The following is a 15,924-nucleotide window of genomic DNA, read 5'->3' on the forward strand; positions in this document are numbered from 1 at the left end:
GCGCGTCAGCGTTGTACGTCTCAAGATTCACGTCTTCAGGCACAGCAGCCTCCTTTCAGTGGGTGGTGGAGTGGGTTGAACTGGTCAGTTGGTGCAGGTGGTCGTACTGGACGGCGTGGCGCACCGGGGCGTTCGGCGCCCCGTAGCCGTCATAGCTGCCGCGGCGTTCCACCATTTCGAAGAACACGCTGCCCACCGTGGCGGTGTAGAAGTGCAGGAACTCACCGTCCCCGTCACGGTCGTAGAGCAGGTTCAGCTCCTGGAGCGTCGCCAGGAACGCGGGGTCCAGCCCGAAGCGGGCGTCCAGGTCCTCGTAGTAGTTCGCCGGGATCTGCAGGAAGTTCAGGCCCCGCTCCCGTGCGGAGCGTGCCGTGGCCACTAGGTCATCCACCGCGAACGCGATGTGCTCCTGGTAGGTCTTGTGCCGCGTCCCGTCCTGCTGGAGGAGCGGAGCCAGGTTCAGCACCAGCCGCACCGCCCGGTCCGAGGTCTGCATGACCTGGGAGCGGACCAGTCCGCTGGGGCTGGCCACCTCGGCGTAGGGCTGCGGTTCCAGGGCGAGGGCGCTGGTGTAAAACAGGACGGCCTCGTCGAAGTGCTGCCACGGCTGGGCCAGGTTGACGTGGTCGATCACGGCGCTCCGGCCGCCGGAGTGCACCTCAAGCCCCTCGCCGAACCCGCGGGGCTCGCCAAATTCGTTGATCCAGGCCGCGGTCCCGTCGGGGCTCCCCTGGCACAGGAAGATCTCGGTGGAGTCCGGGGCGGCGAAGCCCTGGAACACCTCCTCGTTGGCCTGGCTCTTGCGCGGCACCGCCGGCGCCTTGAGCTGCTGGGCGCGGGCCGAGGCAATCACCGGCGAATCGACGTCAAAGCCGAGGGCGGCGATGGCCGGCGCGGCAGAGCCCGATGGGGCCTGTTCGTTGATGATCACCCGGGCGTGGCCCATGGTCCACAGCTGCACGTCCTTGGTGCGGTGCCGGCCGTTGAACTCGAAGCCGAGCTGGCCCAGGACGGTTTCCAGGGCGGCCGTGTCCGCTGCCTTGACCTCGGCGAAGTTGAAGCCTGCCGGTTCGGCGACCTGCGGGAGCGTGGCCAGTTCCATGGGATAACGACGGCGGGCAGGGGCCGGAGGACCACCAGCAACAGTGCCCGCGGCGCCGTTGGCAGCGTTCGCCTCGAGCCACTTGGCGCTTTGTTCCTCGAGCCAGATCAGCGAGCGCATGGCGTCAACGGCGGTGCGTTCGACGTCGGACTGGCGGAAGACGTCGTTGAAGACCTCTAGGGACACCGGGCCGGTGTAGCCGGCGCGGACCACGTGGCCCATGAACTTGGCCAACTCGAACTGGCCCTCGCCGGGGAAGACGCGGTAGTGACGGCTCCAGGACAGCACGTCCATGGAGAGCTTGGGGGCGTCCGCCACCTGGACGAAGAAGATCTTCTCGGCGTTGATGACCTCGATGGGCGCGGTGTCCCAGTCGCGGGCCAGGATGTGGAACGAGTCCAGGCACGTGCCGAGGTTGGGATGGCCCACCATTTCCACGAGACGGTGCGCATGCTCGTAGTCATTGACGTACTTGCCCCAGGCGAGTGCCTCGTAGGCCACCCGGACGCCGTGGTCACCGGCCAGTTCCGCCAGGGCGGCGAGCTGCCTGGCGCGCAGCCCGTCGTCGTCGATCGTGGCGGTGGCGACGTTGGAACAGACCAGCATGGTGTCCATGCCCAGCCGGGACATCAGCCTGAACTTGGCGTCAGCGCGGCGGAGGTTGGCGGCCAGCAGGTCCTCGGGAACACTGTCAAAGTCGCGGAACGGCTGGTACAGGTCCAGGGTGAGGCCCAGGTCGGCCGCCATCTTGCGGACGTCCTCCGGGCTCAGCGGGGAGGTCACCAGGTCCTGCTCGAAGATTTCAATGCCGTCGAAGCCCGCAATGGCGCAGGCCTGCATCTTTTCCTTGAGGGTGCCGGACAGGCATACGGTGGCGATGCCGGTTCGCATCAGACAGCCACCTCTTCCGCGGCGATGAGCTCCAGGAAGTGCGCGCGCATCCGCTCGGCGTCGGCGTCGAGGCCGGTGAAGATCCGGAAGGCGTCGGCGGCCTGGCCCACCGCCATGCGTCCGCCGTCGAGCACGTCGCAGCCTTTGGCGCGGGCATCCCGGACCAGTTCGGTTTCGATGGGCCGGTAGACGATGTCCGCCACCCAGTGGCGGGGCTCCACGAGCGCCATGTCGAGCGGCGTGCCGGGGTGGGCTGCCATGCCCACGGGGGTGCAGTGCACCAGGCCGTCGGCCTGGGCCATGAGCTGCGGCAGCGCCGCCGTCGGGCGCCCTGTGATGACGCGGTCCGGGAAGAAGACGGCCAGTTCGGCGGCCCGTTCTGCGCTCCGCGCCGGGTCCATGTCCACGAGGTCCAGCGTCTGGACGCCGGCGGTGAGGAGGGCGTAGGCGACGGCGGAGCCGGCACCGCCCGCTCCCAACTGGACCACGCGGTCCAGCTTCGCGTCGGGGAGGCCGGAGGCGAGGGCGGCGGCAAAGCCGGAGAAGTCGGTGTTGTGGCCGATAAAGCGGCCGTCCTGGATGACCACGGTGTTGACGGCACCCAGGCGTTCGGCGTCGGGGGCGATCTCATCGAGGTGCTCAAGGACCAGCTGCTTGCACGGGTGCGTGATGTTCAGCCCGTTGAAGCCCATCCGGGAGGCGCTCTGCAACAGGTCGCCGATGGACGTGGCGGGAAGGCCCAGCTCCAGGAGATCAATGGGGCGGTACAGGTAGCGCAGCCCCTGCAGATCGCCTTCGCGTTCATGCATGTGGGGAGAGAGTGACGGCATTACGCCATCGCCGACCAGTCCCACGAGGTAGGACTCAGTTCGATTGCTCATGCGTGCGGCTCCTTTGACAACGGCACACGGCCTGCGGGGCGCGGAAGGCGCCGTGCCGGCCAGGTGATAGGGATTACGGTACAACAAAAGTTCATATGATGCACTCTTGTTCTCTATACGAACAAAATCAGCAGGGAGTGGGCGTGAGATCAGCGCTGCGGCAGCCTGGCGGCCAGCTCCGCCGCGGCGTCCTGCAGCAACGGCACCAGCGCCACGAGTGCCTCCAGACTGAGCCGGAACACGGGAACGGCGGTGGCCAGCGAAGCGAAGGCAACACCCTGGGAGTTGAAGACCGGCACGGCCACGGCACGCATGCCGAGCTCGTTTTCCTCGTCCATGACGGCATAGCCCTGGCGCCGGACCTTGTCGATTTCGGCGCGGAACTGGGCGCGGTCGGTAATGGAAACTTCCGTGAGCGGTTCCAGCGGCAGCTCCGCCAGGAGCCGTTCCCGCTCGGAATCCTCGGCGAACGCAACAAGAGCCTTGCCCACGGCTGTCGTGTGGAGGGCCCCGAGATGGCCGGGGTCGCTGGTGACGCGGAAGGTCTGCGGCCCGTCCACCTTGTTCACAGTGAGGTGGTGGATGCCGTCCCGCACAGACAGGATGGTGGCCTCCCCCGACTGCTCGGTGACGCGGCGCAGGATGGGGAGCGCGGTGCCGGCAAACCCGTGGTGGTTGGACACCCGCTGACCCAGCTGGAAGATGCGCAGGCCCAGGTGGTAGCGGCGGCCGTCCGGCTCGTAGTCCACGAATCCGTCGCGGGTCAGCGAGCCCAGCAGCCGGTAGGTGGTGCTGAAGGGCAGGTCCGCCCGGCGGGAGAGGTCGGACGCGCTGGCGCCACGGGGCTCATCGCCGAGCAGTACGAGCAGGCCCAGGGCCTTGCCCACCATGTCCGTCCGGGAGTCACCCTTCGCGGATTTTGCCGGCTTGGCCTGCACCCCCGGCTCATTGGCCGGCTCATTGACTGACCCTTCTGCCGGTGCTTCTTCCGGGGACTGGATGCCGGCGTCGCCGCCTGTGGCTTCTTTCACACTCATACCTCGATGTTGCCACAATGTGAGAGCTATTTCTAGATCGTGAATAAGATTCTTGACAGGTGACTGCCCTCACAGTCATCATTGCTGTATCGCACAAGTAGCTCTCACCATGTGGCTACTTCGTCCGGGTCCGAGGACCTCCAGCCGCCCCTTCCCCACCACGGACGGCGGCTGCACCACTCCTGATACATCCGCGACAACGTCGTCACACCGAAGGAACACCATGAGCCAGACACTCCCGTCCGCAGAGCCGGGCACCGTTGCCCCGGCCGGGACCCCGAAGAAGGCAGCCCTTGCCAGCTTCCTCGGCAGCGCCGTCGAGTACTACGACTTTTTCATCTTCGGCTCCGCCGCCGCCCTGATCTTCCCCACGGTCTTCTTCCCGAATGCTGACGCGAATGCAGCCATCATGTCCTTCGCCACCTTCGGCTTCGCCTACGTGGCGCGGCCGGTCGGCGCCGTCATCCTGGGCCACTTCGGCGACCGGGTGGGCCGGCGCAAGGTCCTCATGTTCACGCTGCTGCTCATGGGCGCGTCGACGTTCCTGATCGGCTGCCTCCCGGACTTCAACACCGTCGGCTGGTGGGCCCCGGCCCTGCTGGTGCTGGCCCGCCTCTGCCAGGGCCTCTCCGCAGCCGGCGAGCAGGCCGGTGCCTCCTCCATGACCCTGGAGCACGCCCCGGACAACCGCCGTTCCTTCTTCACCTCCTGGACCCTCACCGGCACCCAGGGCGGCCAGATCCTCGCCGCACTCGTCTTCATCCCGGTCCTCGCCCTGCCCGACGAGATCAAGTACGGCATCGGCTGGCGCATCCCGTTCTGGCTCAGCGCCGTAGTGGTGATTGTGGCGTTCTTCATCCGCCGCACGCTGCACGAGCCGCCCGCCTTCGAGGAAGCCCAGAAGACCGCCCAGATCGCCAAGCTGCCCGTGGCCGACCTGCTGAAGACCCACTGGCGCGATGTCCTGCGCGTCATCTGCTGCGCCTTCATTGCCGCCGTCTCAACCGTGTTTGGCACCCTCGCCATCAGCTACGCCAAGACCGTGGCCGGCGTGGACGGCACCACCACCCTGTGGCTCGTTGTCGGCGCCAACCTCGTGGCCCTGGGCACGCAGCCGCTGTTCGGCCGGCTCGCCGACAGGATCGGCCGCAAGCCCGTCTTCATCTACGGCGCCCTGTCCAGCGCCATCCTCACCCCGGTCTTCCTGCTCAGCCTCGAATCGGGCAGCGTGCCGCTGATGTTCCTGGCCGCCATCGGCTTCTTCTCCTGCGGCTACGCAGCCTCGAACGCCGTCTGGCCGTCCTTCTACGCCGAGATGTTCAGCACCAAGGTCCGCTTCTCCGGCCTGGCCATCGGCACCCAGCTCGGCTTCCTGATGGCCGGATTCGCGCCGGCGATCGTGGCAGCCATGGGCGGCATCAAGCCCGGCGGCTGGGTCCAGATCAGCGTCTTCACCGCCGTCATCTGCACCATCGCCGCGGTCTCTGCCCTGACGGCCAAGGAAACCTTCAAGGTTCCCACCCAGCAGCTCGGCCTCAAGTAACCCGGCTGGCACCCGACCGGCCCAGGTGCGCCCCGCCGTCGTGACCCTGTTTGCCCGCTAAACACCCCGCGACACGGCGAATCGCCGCCTCTGCGGCCGGTTTAGCTTCAAAGAAGGTCACGACGGCGGCCCGTCCCGTTTAAGTTGCCAGCACCTCGGCGAGGTCGAACTTCACCGGCTCCTCCAGCTGCTCATAGGTGCACGACTCCGGCCCGCGGTCCGGGCGCCAGCGCACGAACTGGGCCGTGTGGCGGAACCGTTCGCCCTCCATGTGGTCGTACTTCACTTCAAGCACCCGTTCGGGACGCAGCGGCGTGAAGGACAGATCCTTGCCGGCGCTCCAGCGGCTGCCCTCGGCGTTGCGCGGGGTGCGGGTGCCGTCCTCCTGTTTGGCCCAGGCCCACGGGTGGTTGTCGAAGTCAGTGACGAGCGGCTGCAGTTCCTCGAAAAGGTCCTTCCGCCGCTGCATCGGAAAGGCGCCCACCACGCCCACGCTGGCGAGTTCACCGTCGGGCCTGTACAGACCCAGCAGCAGCGATCCGATGGCGTCCGGGCCGCTCTTGTGCAGCCGGTATCCGGCCAGGACGCAGTCCGCCGTCCGCTCATGCTTGACCTTGAACATGACCCGCTTATCCGGTTGGTACACGCCGTTGAGGGGCTTGGCGATGATCCCGTCCAGCCCGGCACCTTCAAACTGGTGGAACCATCGCCCGGCCAGCTCCCGGTCCTGCGTGGCGGCGGTCAGGTGGATCGGCGGGCCGGCGCTGGCCAGGACCTGTTCCAGGGCGGCGCGGCGCTCCGCGAAAGGCCTGCCGCTGAAGTCGTCGTCACCGAGTGCCAGCAGGTCGAAGGCCACGAACTTCACCGGCGTCTGTTCGGCCAGCATCTTGACCCTGCTCGCCGCCGGGTGAATCCGCTGCTGCAGGGCGTCGAAGTCGAGCCGGTCCCCGGAGGTACCCACCAGCACGATCTCGCCGTCGAGCACGCATTTTGGCGGCAGGTTGGCCTTCAGCGCCTCCACGAGCTCGGGGAAGTAGCGCGTCATCGGCTTTTCGTTGCGGCTGCCGATCTCCACGTCGTCGCCGTCGCGGAAGATGATGGACCGGAACCCGTCCCACTTAGGCTCGTAGCTCATGGCCCCGTCCGGGATGGCGGCCACCGATTTGGCAAGCATCGGAGAAACGGGGGGCATGACCGGCAGCTGCATAGGCCCCATTCTTACCCGGGTCCCGCAAAGGCGCCACCCCTGGAGCCCTCGACACTGGCACCGGGCCCCGGTAGACATTAACGATGGCAGCCATCGGTTTTCACGCGTCGCATGAACAGATCAGCCCGGGACAGCTTTTGAAGGATGTCCAGCACGCGGAGGAGGCCGGTTTCGACGCCGCCATGTGCTCGGACCACATCGAACCCTGGTCCGCCCGGCAGGGGCATTCCGGATTCGCCTGGTCCTGGCTGGGGGCGGCACTGGCAACCACCAAGATGCGGTTCGGAGTGGTCAACGCGCCGGGCCAGCGGTACCACCCCGCCATCGTCGCCCATGCCGCCGCCACGCTGGCCTCCATGTTCCCGGAACGGTTCTGGGTGGCCCTGGGCAGCGGGGAGAACATGAACGAGCACATCACCGGAGACCCGTGGCCGCTGAAGGAGACCCGGCAGCAGCGGCTCGAGGAATGCGTGGACGTCATCCGGCGGCTGCACGCCGGCGAGGAGGTCACCCACCACGGCCTGGTGACGGTGGAGCAGGCCCGGATCTGGGACGTTCCGGAGCCCCCGCCGCCGCTCATTGCGCCGGCCATCAGCGTGGAGACGGCCAGACGCTCCGCCGCCTGGGCGGACGGCCTGGTCACCGTGAACCAGCCCCATGACAAGCTCCGGGAGATGCTCAGCGCCTACCGCGACAACGGCGGCCGCGGCAAGGCGATCCTGCAGATCCACCTGTCCTGGGCGCCCGATGAACAGGATGCCGTGGCCATTGCCATGGACCAGTGGAGGTCCAATATCTTTGCCCCGCCCATACCCTGGGACCTGCCCACCGCCGCCCATTTCGACGGGGTCAGCACCGACGTCGGCGAGGAACAGCTCCGCAAATCGGTAAACGTCTCCGCCAGCCTGGACCAGCATGCCGAGTGGCTCGGGGAATACGCAGGCCTCGGCTTCGACGAGCTGTATCTCCACTTCGTGGGCCAGGAGCAGGCCCCGTTCATCGACGCGTTCGCGGACAAGGTGCTGCCCCAGCTCCGGGAGGTGCGCACCGCATGAGAATCGCTGAAACCTCGGACCTGTGGTGGAAGAACGCCGTGATTTACTGCCTCGACGTCGAGACTTTTTTCGACGACGACGGCGACGGCACCGGCGACTTCGCCGGACTCACCCAGCGCGTGGACTACCTCGCGGCGCTGGGCGTGAGCTGCATCTGGCTCATGCCCTTCTACCCGACCCCGGACCGGGACGACGGGTATGACGTCACCGATTTCTTCGGCGTCGACCACCGGCTGGGCACCATGGGCGACCTCGTGGAGTTCATCCGCACCGCCAAGGACCGCGGCATCAGGGTGATCGCGGACTTCGTAGTCAACCACACCTCAAACCAGCATCCGTGGTTCCAGGAGGCACGGAAGTCCGTGGACAACCCCTACCGCGACTACTACGTGTGGCGCAAGGACACCCCGCCGGACACCTCCTCCGAAGTGGTGTTCCCGGGAGAACAGACGTCCATTTGGACCCAGGACGACGCCACCGGCGAGTGGTACCTGCACATGTTCAAGGAGCACCAGCCGGACCTCAACGTCACCAACCCGAAGGTCCGGAACGAGATCGCCAAGGCAATGGGACTGTGGCTGGAGCTGGGGCTGGAGGGATTCCGGCTCGACGCCGTGCCGTTTTTCCTGGAGACCCGCGGGCAGCCGAAGGATGAAGCCGCGAACATCGATCCGCACGACTACCTGGCTGCCCTGCGCAGTTTCCTCGGCCGGCGCAACGGCAGCGCCGTGCTGCTGGGCGAGGTGAACCTGCCGTACAAGGAGCAGCTCGAATACTTCGGCGGGGCCGAAGGGAACGAACTGAACATGCAGTTCGACTTCATGTCCATGCAGCACCTGTACCTTTCGCTGGCCCGCGGGGACGCCCGGCCGCTTGCGGAGACGCTGAAGGCCAGGCCGGCGCTGAATCCGGACAACCAGTGGGCCATGTTTGTCCGCAACCATGACGAACTGACTCTGGACAAGCTCAGTGACGGCGAGCGTGAGGAGGTCTTCGCCGCGTTCGGCCCGGAGAAGAACATGCAGGTGTACGGCCGGGGCCTCCGGCGCAGGCTGCCGCCCATGCTGGGCGGCGACGCCGGCCGGATCCGGATGGTGTACTCGCTGATGTTCTCGCTGCCGGGCACCCCCGTGCTCTATTACGGCGAAGAAATCGGCATGGGCGAGGACCTGCGGCAGAAAAGCCGTGCCGCCGTCCGCACGCCGATGCAATGGAACGACGAAAAGAACGGCGGCTTCTCGGACGCCAAGGTCTCGGACCTCGTGCAACCGATGGCGCGCGGGGACTTCGGCCCGGAGAAGGTCAACGCGGCGGCGGCCAAGCGGGATCCGGGCTCGCTGTGGAATTTCATCGCCACGCTCATCCAGCGCTACCGCGAGTCACCGGAACTGGGCTGGGGCGACTTCGCCGTCATCGACCAGGCTGAGCCGGCGGTCTTCGCGCACACCTGCAGCTCCGCCGGGGCCACCCTGCTGCTGCTGCACAACTTCGGTGAGGATACCGTGAAAGTCAGCGGGAACGTCGGGCCGCAGGACGGCCCGCCCCGGGCCTTCAAGGGCGCGGTCCTTTTGGACCTGTTCGACGGCGGCAATGAAGACCTGGAGCCCGACGGCGGGTTCACCGTCGAGCTGGGGCGCTACGGCTACCGCTGGTTCCGCGTGCACAAGCCCGGCGACAGGCTGGCTCCCTGAGGCCCGCCTTTAGAAGGGCCGGCTACAGGTTCCGGCGGAACACCTTCACTTCCCAGGGCCGCAGCCCGAGGCCGGGCGCTGCCGGGTAATTTCCGAGCACCTGCTCGGCGTCGCCCCAGGAGCCGTCAACGCCGGCCGACTGCTCAGTTCCCGAAAAGTTGCCCAGGACCAGCAGTTCGGCGTCCGGCAGGGAGCGCCGGAACGCGTAGACGTGTTCGTCGTCGGGCAGCAGCATCGTGAAGTCACCGTAGGCCACCACCGGATCGGCGTGGCGCAGGGCGATCACGCGGCGGTAGAAACTGAAGACTGAGGCGGGATCGTCCACCTGCGCTGCGGCGTTGATGGTGTTGGCGTTCGGATTGACCGCGATCCACGGCGCGCCCGTGGTGAAGCCGCCGTGGCGGCTGGCATCCCACTGCACGGGGGTGCGGGCGTTGTCCCGGTTCAGCGGAGCCAGGGCCGCGAGGACTTCGGCATCGGTGTGGCCGAGGTGGGTGGTCGCCTCCCGGTGGTGGTTGAGAACCTCGATGTCGCGGTAGTCGCTGATGGCACCGAACGCCATGTTCGTCATGCCCAGCTCTTCGCCCTGGTACACGTACGGGGTGCCGCGGTGCAGGTGGAGGACGGCGGCCAGCATCTTGGCGGACTGCTCGCGGTATTCGCCGTCGTCCCCGAAGCGGGAGACGGCCCGGGCCTGGTCGTGGTTGCCCCAATAGAGGCTGTTCCAGCCGCGCTCCCCCAGGGCTTCCTGCCAGCGGCCGAGAGATTTCTTCAGGTCGGTCAGCAACAGCTTCTTGGGCCGCCACTTGTTGCCGCCCTCCTGGTCCAGGGCCACGTGCTCGAACTGGAACACCATGTCCACTTCCCGGCGTCCGGGGTCGGTGAACAGCACGGCGTCATCCACCGTCACCCCGGGCATCTCACCCACGGTGAGCAGGTCCTTGTCCCGCCCGGCAAACACTTCCTGGTGCATCTCCTGCAGGAATTCATGGATGCGGGGGCCACAGATGTAGTGCGGGCCGCCGTCGCCGTACAGCATGCCGTCGGCCCGGGGACCGTCCGGCAGGGACTGGTCCTTGGAGATGAAGTTGATGACGTCCATCCGGAAGCCGTCCACGCCGCGGTCCAGCCACCAGTTCATCATGTCGTAGACGGCGGCCCGGACCTCCGGGTTTTCCCAGTTGAGGTCCGGCTGTTTCCTCGAAAAGAGGTGGAGGTAGTACTCCCCGGTCGCGGCGTCGTACTCCCAGGCAGAGCCGGAGAATGCGGAACCCCAGTTGTTGGGCTCTGCCCCTGCCGTGCCGGGCTCCGCCCCTTCCCGTGCGGGCCGCCACCAGTACCAGTCCCGCTTCGGGCTGTCCTTGCTGGAGCGCGACTCCGCGAACCAGGGGTGCTCGTCGGAGGTGTGGTTGACCACGAGGTCCATGACCAGCTTCATGCCGCGGGCGTGCAGGCCGTCAAGCAGCTCATCCAGGGTTTCCAGGCCGCCGAAGACGGGGTCAATGTCCCGGTAATCGCTGATGTCGTAGCCGTTGTCATCCTGCGGCGAGCGGTACACCGGGGAAAGCCAGACGACGTCGACGCCGAGCTTCTGCAGGTAGTCCAGCTTGCCGATGATCCCCCGGAGATCGCCCACGCCGTCACCGTCGGAATCGGCGAAGCTGCGGGGGTAGATCTGGTACACGACGGCACTCTTGAACCATTCCCTGCCGGCCCGGTAGGTTGCTTCTTCCTCGGTTTCCTCGATGGTCATGGCTGGTTCCTCCCGGTCGGCGGCGTAGGGGCTGCGGGCCCAGTGAAAGTCTTGTCCGGGAAGATTCCCGGGTCAATCCCTGCCCACGGCAACGCCGGCACCCGCCCGGAAAGGCGGGTGCCGGCGTCGTTATTCTGAACGGCCAGGGAGTAGCGTCGCCGGAACCGCAGTTACGGCTGGAGGCCCAGCATCGGCACCACCACGGGCGAGCCCGCGCGCCAGTCCAGCACGGCTGCCTGCGTCTGGCCTTCGCCGACGAGGACGTCCAAGGCGTTGGGATCGCCGGTGTCCGTGTCCCGGGACGGGATGGTGCCGTCGAAGACACCCGCTCCGCCGCCGAAGCGCCATTCCTTGATCCAGGCCGGGTCGCCGGCTTCCCAGTAGGCGCCGTCGTAGACGGGCCGCACGTTGCCGATTCCCTCGCCGGCCTCGGCGTTGCCGAACATGGCCACGGACATCCGGGCCGTCGCGGGATCCAGCCCGCCGAGGGCCGCCTTGGGCACGCGGGTCACGATCTGCCGCGCCTCGGGGACGCCCAGGAGCGAGACCGCGGAGATGCGCGTGCCGTCCGGTGCGTACACGCCGGCGCCGTCGAACCGGCCGTCCGTGACGATCACCGAATCCCAGGCATGCTCCAGGTTGATGTTGGTGCCGGGCAGTCCCGGGGTGGCCCCGCCCTCGCCCTTGCCCAGGTAGATATTGACGCGCTGGTGCGAGATGGCCTGGCCGCCCCAGGGGTTGGTCACTTCGCCGGCGACGGTGGAGACGAACGCGTAGTCATCGCCGGCGTCGTAAACGTCCACTCCGGTCAGGTCAAAGGCGCCCGGAACGTATGCGCTGTTGGTCGGGTACCTGTAGGTTCCGGGGCCGTTGTCGTCGCCCGCAGGGTCGCTGAGGGCGCCGATCCGGCTGCCGTAGTAGAGGACCGTGCGGTCCTCGACGGCGGTGCCGCCGTCATGCGCGACCGCCGCGACGGTGATCTTGTTCCTGGCCCCGGTGAGCGCGACGTCGAGGGTGAACGTTCCGTCAGTTACCGGCGCTTCCGTGGCAGTCCCGTTCACGGACACGTACACCTTCGCAGCGCTTGTGGTTCCGCGGACGACGGCGGTGGCCGAATCCGCCGTCGACAGCGCCTCCGGTGCGGTAACGGAGAGTTCCGGGCTCGAGAGCGGGGCTCCGGCGGCGTAGCGGGCGGCAACATTCCGTGGCGTTTCCACGGGGGCGCCGGCCTTCACGCCGGCGGCCAGGCGGACGTACTGGGCCATGGCCCAGGAGAGCGGCGACGCCGATCCGGTGCTGCGGCCCAGTTCGTGGCCGTAGGAGGTGGGCTCGTCCCGGTCCCAGACCTGCTCGGGGATCATGTAGCCGGCGTTGGCCGCGGAGTGCATGGTCTCCAGGTACGGCAGTGCGTCCTGGCCGTTGGCGAGCGCGTACTCGCCGCGTTCACCGCTGAGGAGGGGCCAAAGACGGCCGATGCCCGTGCCGTCCCAGGGCGAGCCGTCGGCCTTTTCGCCGTACCCGTCGTAGGTGTAGCGGTGCCACATGCGGCCGCCGGGGGTCTCCTGGGAGATCGACGCGTCGGTCTCGGCCAAAGAGTCCGCAACGTGGGGGTCCGCCGGTGCCTTGACGCCGAGCCGGACGAATTCCAGGAAGCCGCCGTCCAGGACGGCATTCTCAGGGTGCACTCCGGCGCCGTTCCCCCAGTCCCGGGTGGCGCCGTCGTTCGGGTTGCCGGTGGCGCTGATGCGCAGGTAGTACTTGCCGTCGCCCACCGGCCCGTTCGTGGTGAACATCCACTTCTCGGTGCTGCGCTGCCACTCGTCTGCGGTGGCGCGGTAAACGGCGGCGGAACCGGCGTCGCCGTTCTTTCCGGCGATATCCGCCGCTGCGGCGAGTGCTGCGATCTGGGAGGCCAGCGTGGACGTCGAGTAGCCGCCGGTCTCCTCCCAGCGTTCCTGCGGTGTCTTGGGGCCTGCCGCAACGAGATAGTCGGCTGCGGGCTTGAGTTCGTTGCGGTAGAAGCCGGCGTCGGTGCGGCCGATCTGGTTGGCCAGCAGGATGGGGAACGCCGTTTCATCCAGCTGGATGCCGTTCTGGCCGATCGTGCCGTCCACACGTGAGGTCTGCGGGAAGTGGCCGTCCGGCTGCTGCTGGTACGTGAACAGCCATTCGACGCCGCGGGCTGCAGCCTCCTCGTCGCCGGCGGCAAGGAGGGCGGTGACCGACTGGTACATGTCCCGCGCCCAGACGGCGTGGTACCCCTCGCGGTGGGTCTCGGCGCTGGCCGCCTGGCCCCACGGGATGGTCAGCGAGGCGATGAAGGCGCCGGGGAAGGTCTTGTCCTCGTGGGACTTCACGGTCATGAGGGAAACGTCGTACTGCGTGCGCAGTGCGCCCGTGAGCGACGTGGCGGGCTGGTCAAGGGAGTTCAGGTACTTCTTCCACTCCCCCGTGTAGCTCTTGCTCACCTTCTTGTAGCCGGTGCCGAGGCTCGCCTTGGCGGTCGCGAGTGCCTCGGCTGTGTCCGCACCGAAGCCGAGGGCGAGCGAGAACTCGGTCTTCCCGCCTGCTGCCAGTGGAATCTGGCCGGTCTGGGAAATGTTGCCGGGGCCGGCGGTGGCGGACGCGTTGTCCAGCCGGCCGTCCGCGGCGAGGTCGGTCCACCCGTCGCTGGTTCCCACGTAGCCGTTGGAGACGGCGCCGAACCCCACGGAGGATACGAGCGCGGTGGCAACGGGAGTGGCTGCGTCGGCGAGGTCGGAGGCGAGGAGGGCGCCGCCGGACACGCTGCCGGAGTCGCCGCCGGAGGTCCCGGCCAGCGACGGGTCGGAGAGGACAAACAGCTGGTAGTCGCCGCCGTCGAGCACTTCGAACGTGACGCCAAGCATCACGGTGGAGCGCCGGGGGTCGGTGACGTAGGTCTTGGTGAGCCGCCAGCGGCCGGCGTTGTCCGTGGTGGTCTGGCGGTAGCTGAGGGCTTTCGGATCGGCAAGTTCAACGGTGCGGGTGGTCTGCTCACTCTCGCGCTGGGCGGTGCTGCCGTCACTGACGGCGAACTGCAGCTCCCGCGTATTCGGGGTATCGGCCCGAGGGTAGTAGACCTCGCTCATGGTGCCTTCGGTCAGGGTGTACCAGACCTTGGAGGCGGGGTTGAGGGACGTGCCGACGCCCTCCTTGTCCCCCTTGGTCCAGGTGGCGGCGGCTCCGGGCGAACCGGGCGGCTCGGCTGTTTCCGCGAGGGCGGGGCTCAGGCCCAGCGCCGAAACGGCCACCGCCAGGGCGGTGGCACTGCAGGCGGATTTGAGGCGTTGCTTCATTGCTCTCCTCGGTGAGTGCGGGAATTGTCCGGCCAGAGGACCCCAGAAGCCTCTAAGCCAAACCGTGGACGGGGTTTATTAATAGCTTTAATAAACCGCTGCCAGCTAGTATGGGAGAGCATTTGTCCGGACGTCAAGGGGGTGGGGAAAGTATGTCGCCGAAGCGAACGGCCGCCACCGCTCCCGTCCTGCGGCGGATCACCGCGGAAGCCGTACTGCAGGCGTTGGTGTCCGGCGACGAGCTGACCGCCGGGGACCTCATGTCGGCTACCGGCCTGTCACGGCCCACGGTGCACTCCGTCTGCGACGAACTGATCGGCCGCGGCTGGGTGACGGAAACCGGGGCAGCTCACGCTCCGGCGTCGGTCGGGGAACGCACCGCGATACAGGTGGCGGCGAGCACCGGCGGCAGGCCCTCGCGCCGGTATGCCCTGAACGCCGGTGCGGGGCTGGTTGCCGGCATCGACTTGGGAGCCACCAAGATTTCCTGCTGCCTGGCCGATCTCCGGGGACGGATCGTGGTGGAAGCCACCGAACCGTGGCGGGACGAACACGTCGGCGCGCCCGAGCGGGTCATGATTGCCCGGCGGATCATGAAGGAGCTGCTCGCCGAAGCCGGCGGGGATCCCGGCCGGGTGCTGGCCGCGGGGATGGCCGTTCCGGCCCCGGTCACAGACGACGGCCATGCGGTGGCCCTTGAGTCCTATCTGCCAGGCATGGCAGCCCTGGACCTGCGCACGGCGCTGCGGCCGGATTTCGACTGGCCGCTGCTGGTGGACAACGACGCGAACCTGGCCGTGATGGCGGAGCGCTGGCGGGGTGCCGCCCGGGGGGTGGACAACGTCATTGTCCTGCTTGCCGGATGGCGCCTCGGGGCCGGCATCTGCCTCGGCGGACGGCTGATCCGCGGCGCGGGGGCAGCGGGTGAGATGCGCTTCCTGGAGCTCGTCGAGGGCGTGGGCAACACCGACGCCGTGGGAGGCATGTGCCGGGAGCTTGGTGCCGTCGCCGCTGCCGAGATTATCGCCGGCGACCGCCCGGCAACACCGGAGGACAGCGTCCTCGTGGAACTGTGCGCCGGTGACCCGGAGACCGTCACGGCCGAGATGGTGGTGGAGGCTGCCCGCCGCGGCGACCAGGCCGCCGTCGACGTTGTGGACGTCGTCATGGAACGCACGGCGCGGGCGGCGGCGGTGGTGAGCACACTGCTGGACCCGGAGCTGCTGGTCCTGGCCGGCGGGCCAGCCGACGCCGGCGACGTGCTGCTTCCAGTTTTCGACCACCATCTGGGCAGGCTGAACTCGGTTCGGCCCAGGCTGGCGGCATCCATGCTCGGGGACCATGCGGCGCTTATGGGGTCCGTCCGCGCGGCGCTGGACCACGCATTCGAACACCTCCTTGACTAGCCCCTGCGGACGGCAGCCGCTTTCCCCGCGAAACGGGCCCG

10 protein-coding genes are annotated in these 15,924 nt (G+C 67.8%); 4 read left to right on the forward strand and 6 right to left on the reverse strand.

The features are described from left to right. Nucleotides 1-55: 55 nt before the first annotated feature. From JYA52_RS18290 to JYA52_RS18300, 3 genes are all read right to left on the reverse strand, one after another. A complete protein-coding gene (locus tag JYA52_RS18290; protein WP_205654684.1) occupies nucleotides 56-1,993 on the reverse strand; it encodes a bifunctional sugar phosphate isomerase/epimerase/4-hydroxyphenylpyruvate dioxygenase family protein in 1,938 nt (645 codons plus the stop codon). After that, entirely contained in the window at nucleotides 1,993-2,874 is an 882-nt protein-coding gene (locus JYA52_RS18295; protein WP_205654685.1) for a shikimate dehydrogenase, read from the reverse strand. Before JYA52_RS18295 ends, JYA52_RS18290 begins: the two co-directional genes overlap by 1 nt. 149 nt (nucleotides 2,875-3,023) lie before the next feature. Next, nucleotides 3,024-3,911: an IclR family transcriptional regulator gene (locus JYA52_RS18300; RefSeq protein WP_205654686.1), complete on the reverse strand. Its 888-nt coding sequence runs from the start codon at nucleotides 3,909-3,911 to the stop codon at nucleotides 3,024-3,026. A 223-nt stretch (nucleotides 3,912-4,134) separates the two neighbouring features. On the opposite strand from JYA52_RS18300, the gene JYA52_RS18305 reads away from it, so the two are divergent. Continuing rightward, nucleotides 4,135-5,454, forward strand: coding sequence for an MFS transporter (locus JYA52_RS18305; protein ID WP_205654687.1), 1,320 nt, complete (start codon nucleotides 4,135-4,137; stop codon nucleotides 5,452-5,454). 139 nt (nucleotides 5,455-5,593) lie between these two features. On the opposite strand, the gene JYA52_RS18310 is transcribed toward JYA52_RS18305, so the two are convergent. After that, complete coding sequence (locus JYA52_RS18310; protein WP_205654688.1) at nucleotides 5,594-6,661, reverse strand: ATP-dependent DNA ligase; 1,068 nt, start codon at nucleotides 6,659-6,661, stop codon at nucleotides 5,594-5,596. Nucleotides 6,662-6,744: 83 nt separating this feature from the next. Between JYA52_RS18310 and JYA52_RS18315 the strand changes: the two genes are divergently transcribed. After that, the gene (locus JYA52_RS18315; RefSeq protein ID WP_205654689.1) at nucleotides 6,745-7,716 is read left to right on the forward strand and encodes a TIGR03885 family FMN-dependent LLM class oxidoreductase; all 972 of its coding nucleotides are present in this window, start codon (nucleotides 6,745-6,747) and stop codon (nucleotides 7,714-7,716) included. Continuing rightward, the gene (locus JYA52_RS18320) at nucleotides 7,713-9,407 is read left to right on the forward strand and encodes an alpha-amylase family protein (RefSeq protein WP_205654690.1); all 1,695 of its coding nucleotides are present in this window, start codon (nucleotides 7,713-7,715) and stop codon (nucleotides 9,405-9,407) included. The genes JYA52_RS18315 and JYA52_RS18320 overlap by 4 nt, the downstream gene beginning before the upstream one ends. Before the next feature lie 22 nt (nucleotides 9,408-9,429). On the opposite strand, the gene JYA52_RS18325 is transcribed toward JYA52_RS18320, so the two are convergent. Both JYA52_RS18325 and JYA52_RS18330 read right to left on the reverse strand, forming a co-directional pair. Next, entirely contained in the window at nucleotides 9,430-11,160 is a 1,731-nt protein-coding gene (locus JYA52_RS18325; RefSeq protein WP_205654691.1) for an alpha,alpha-phosphotrehalase, read from the reverse strand. Between the two features lie 170 nt (nucleotides 11,161-11,330). Then, a complete protein-coding gene (locus JYA52_RS18330; RefSeq protein ID WP_205654692.1) occupies nucleotides 11,331-14,477 on the reverse strand; it encodes a glucan 1,4-alpha-glucosidase in 3,147 nt (1,048 codons plus the stop codon). Nucleotides 14,478-14,629: 152 nt separating this feature from the next. Between JYA52_RS18330 and JYA52_RS18335 the strand changes: the two genes are divergently transcribed. Next, entirely contained in the window at nucleotides 14,630-15,883 is a 1,254-nt protein-coding gene (locus tag JYA52_RS18335) for an ROK family transcriptional regulator (RefSeq protein ID WP_205654693.1), read from the forward strand. The last annotated feature ends 41 nt before the right edge of the window (nucleotides 15,884-15,924 follow it).

This window comes from Arthrobacter pascens (assembly GCF_017052465.1).
In the GTDB taxonomy this organism is placed as follows: domain Bacteria; phylum Actinomycetota; class Actinomycetes; order Actinomycetales; family Micrococcaceae; genus Arthrobacter; species Arthrobacter pascens.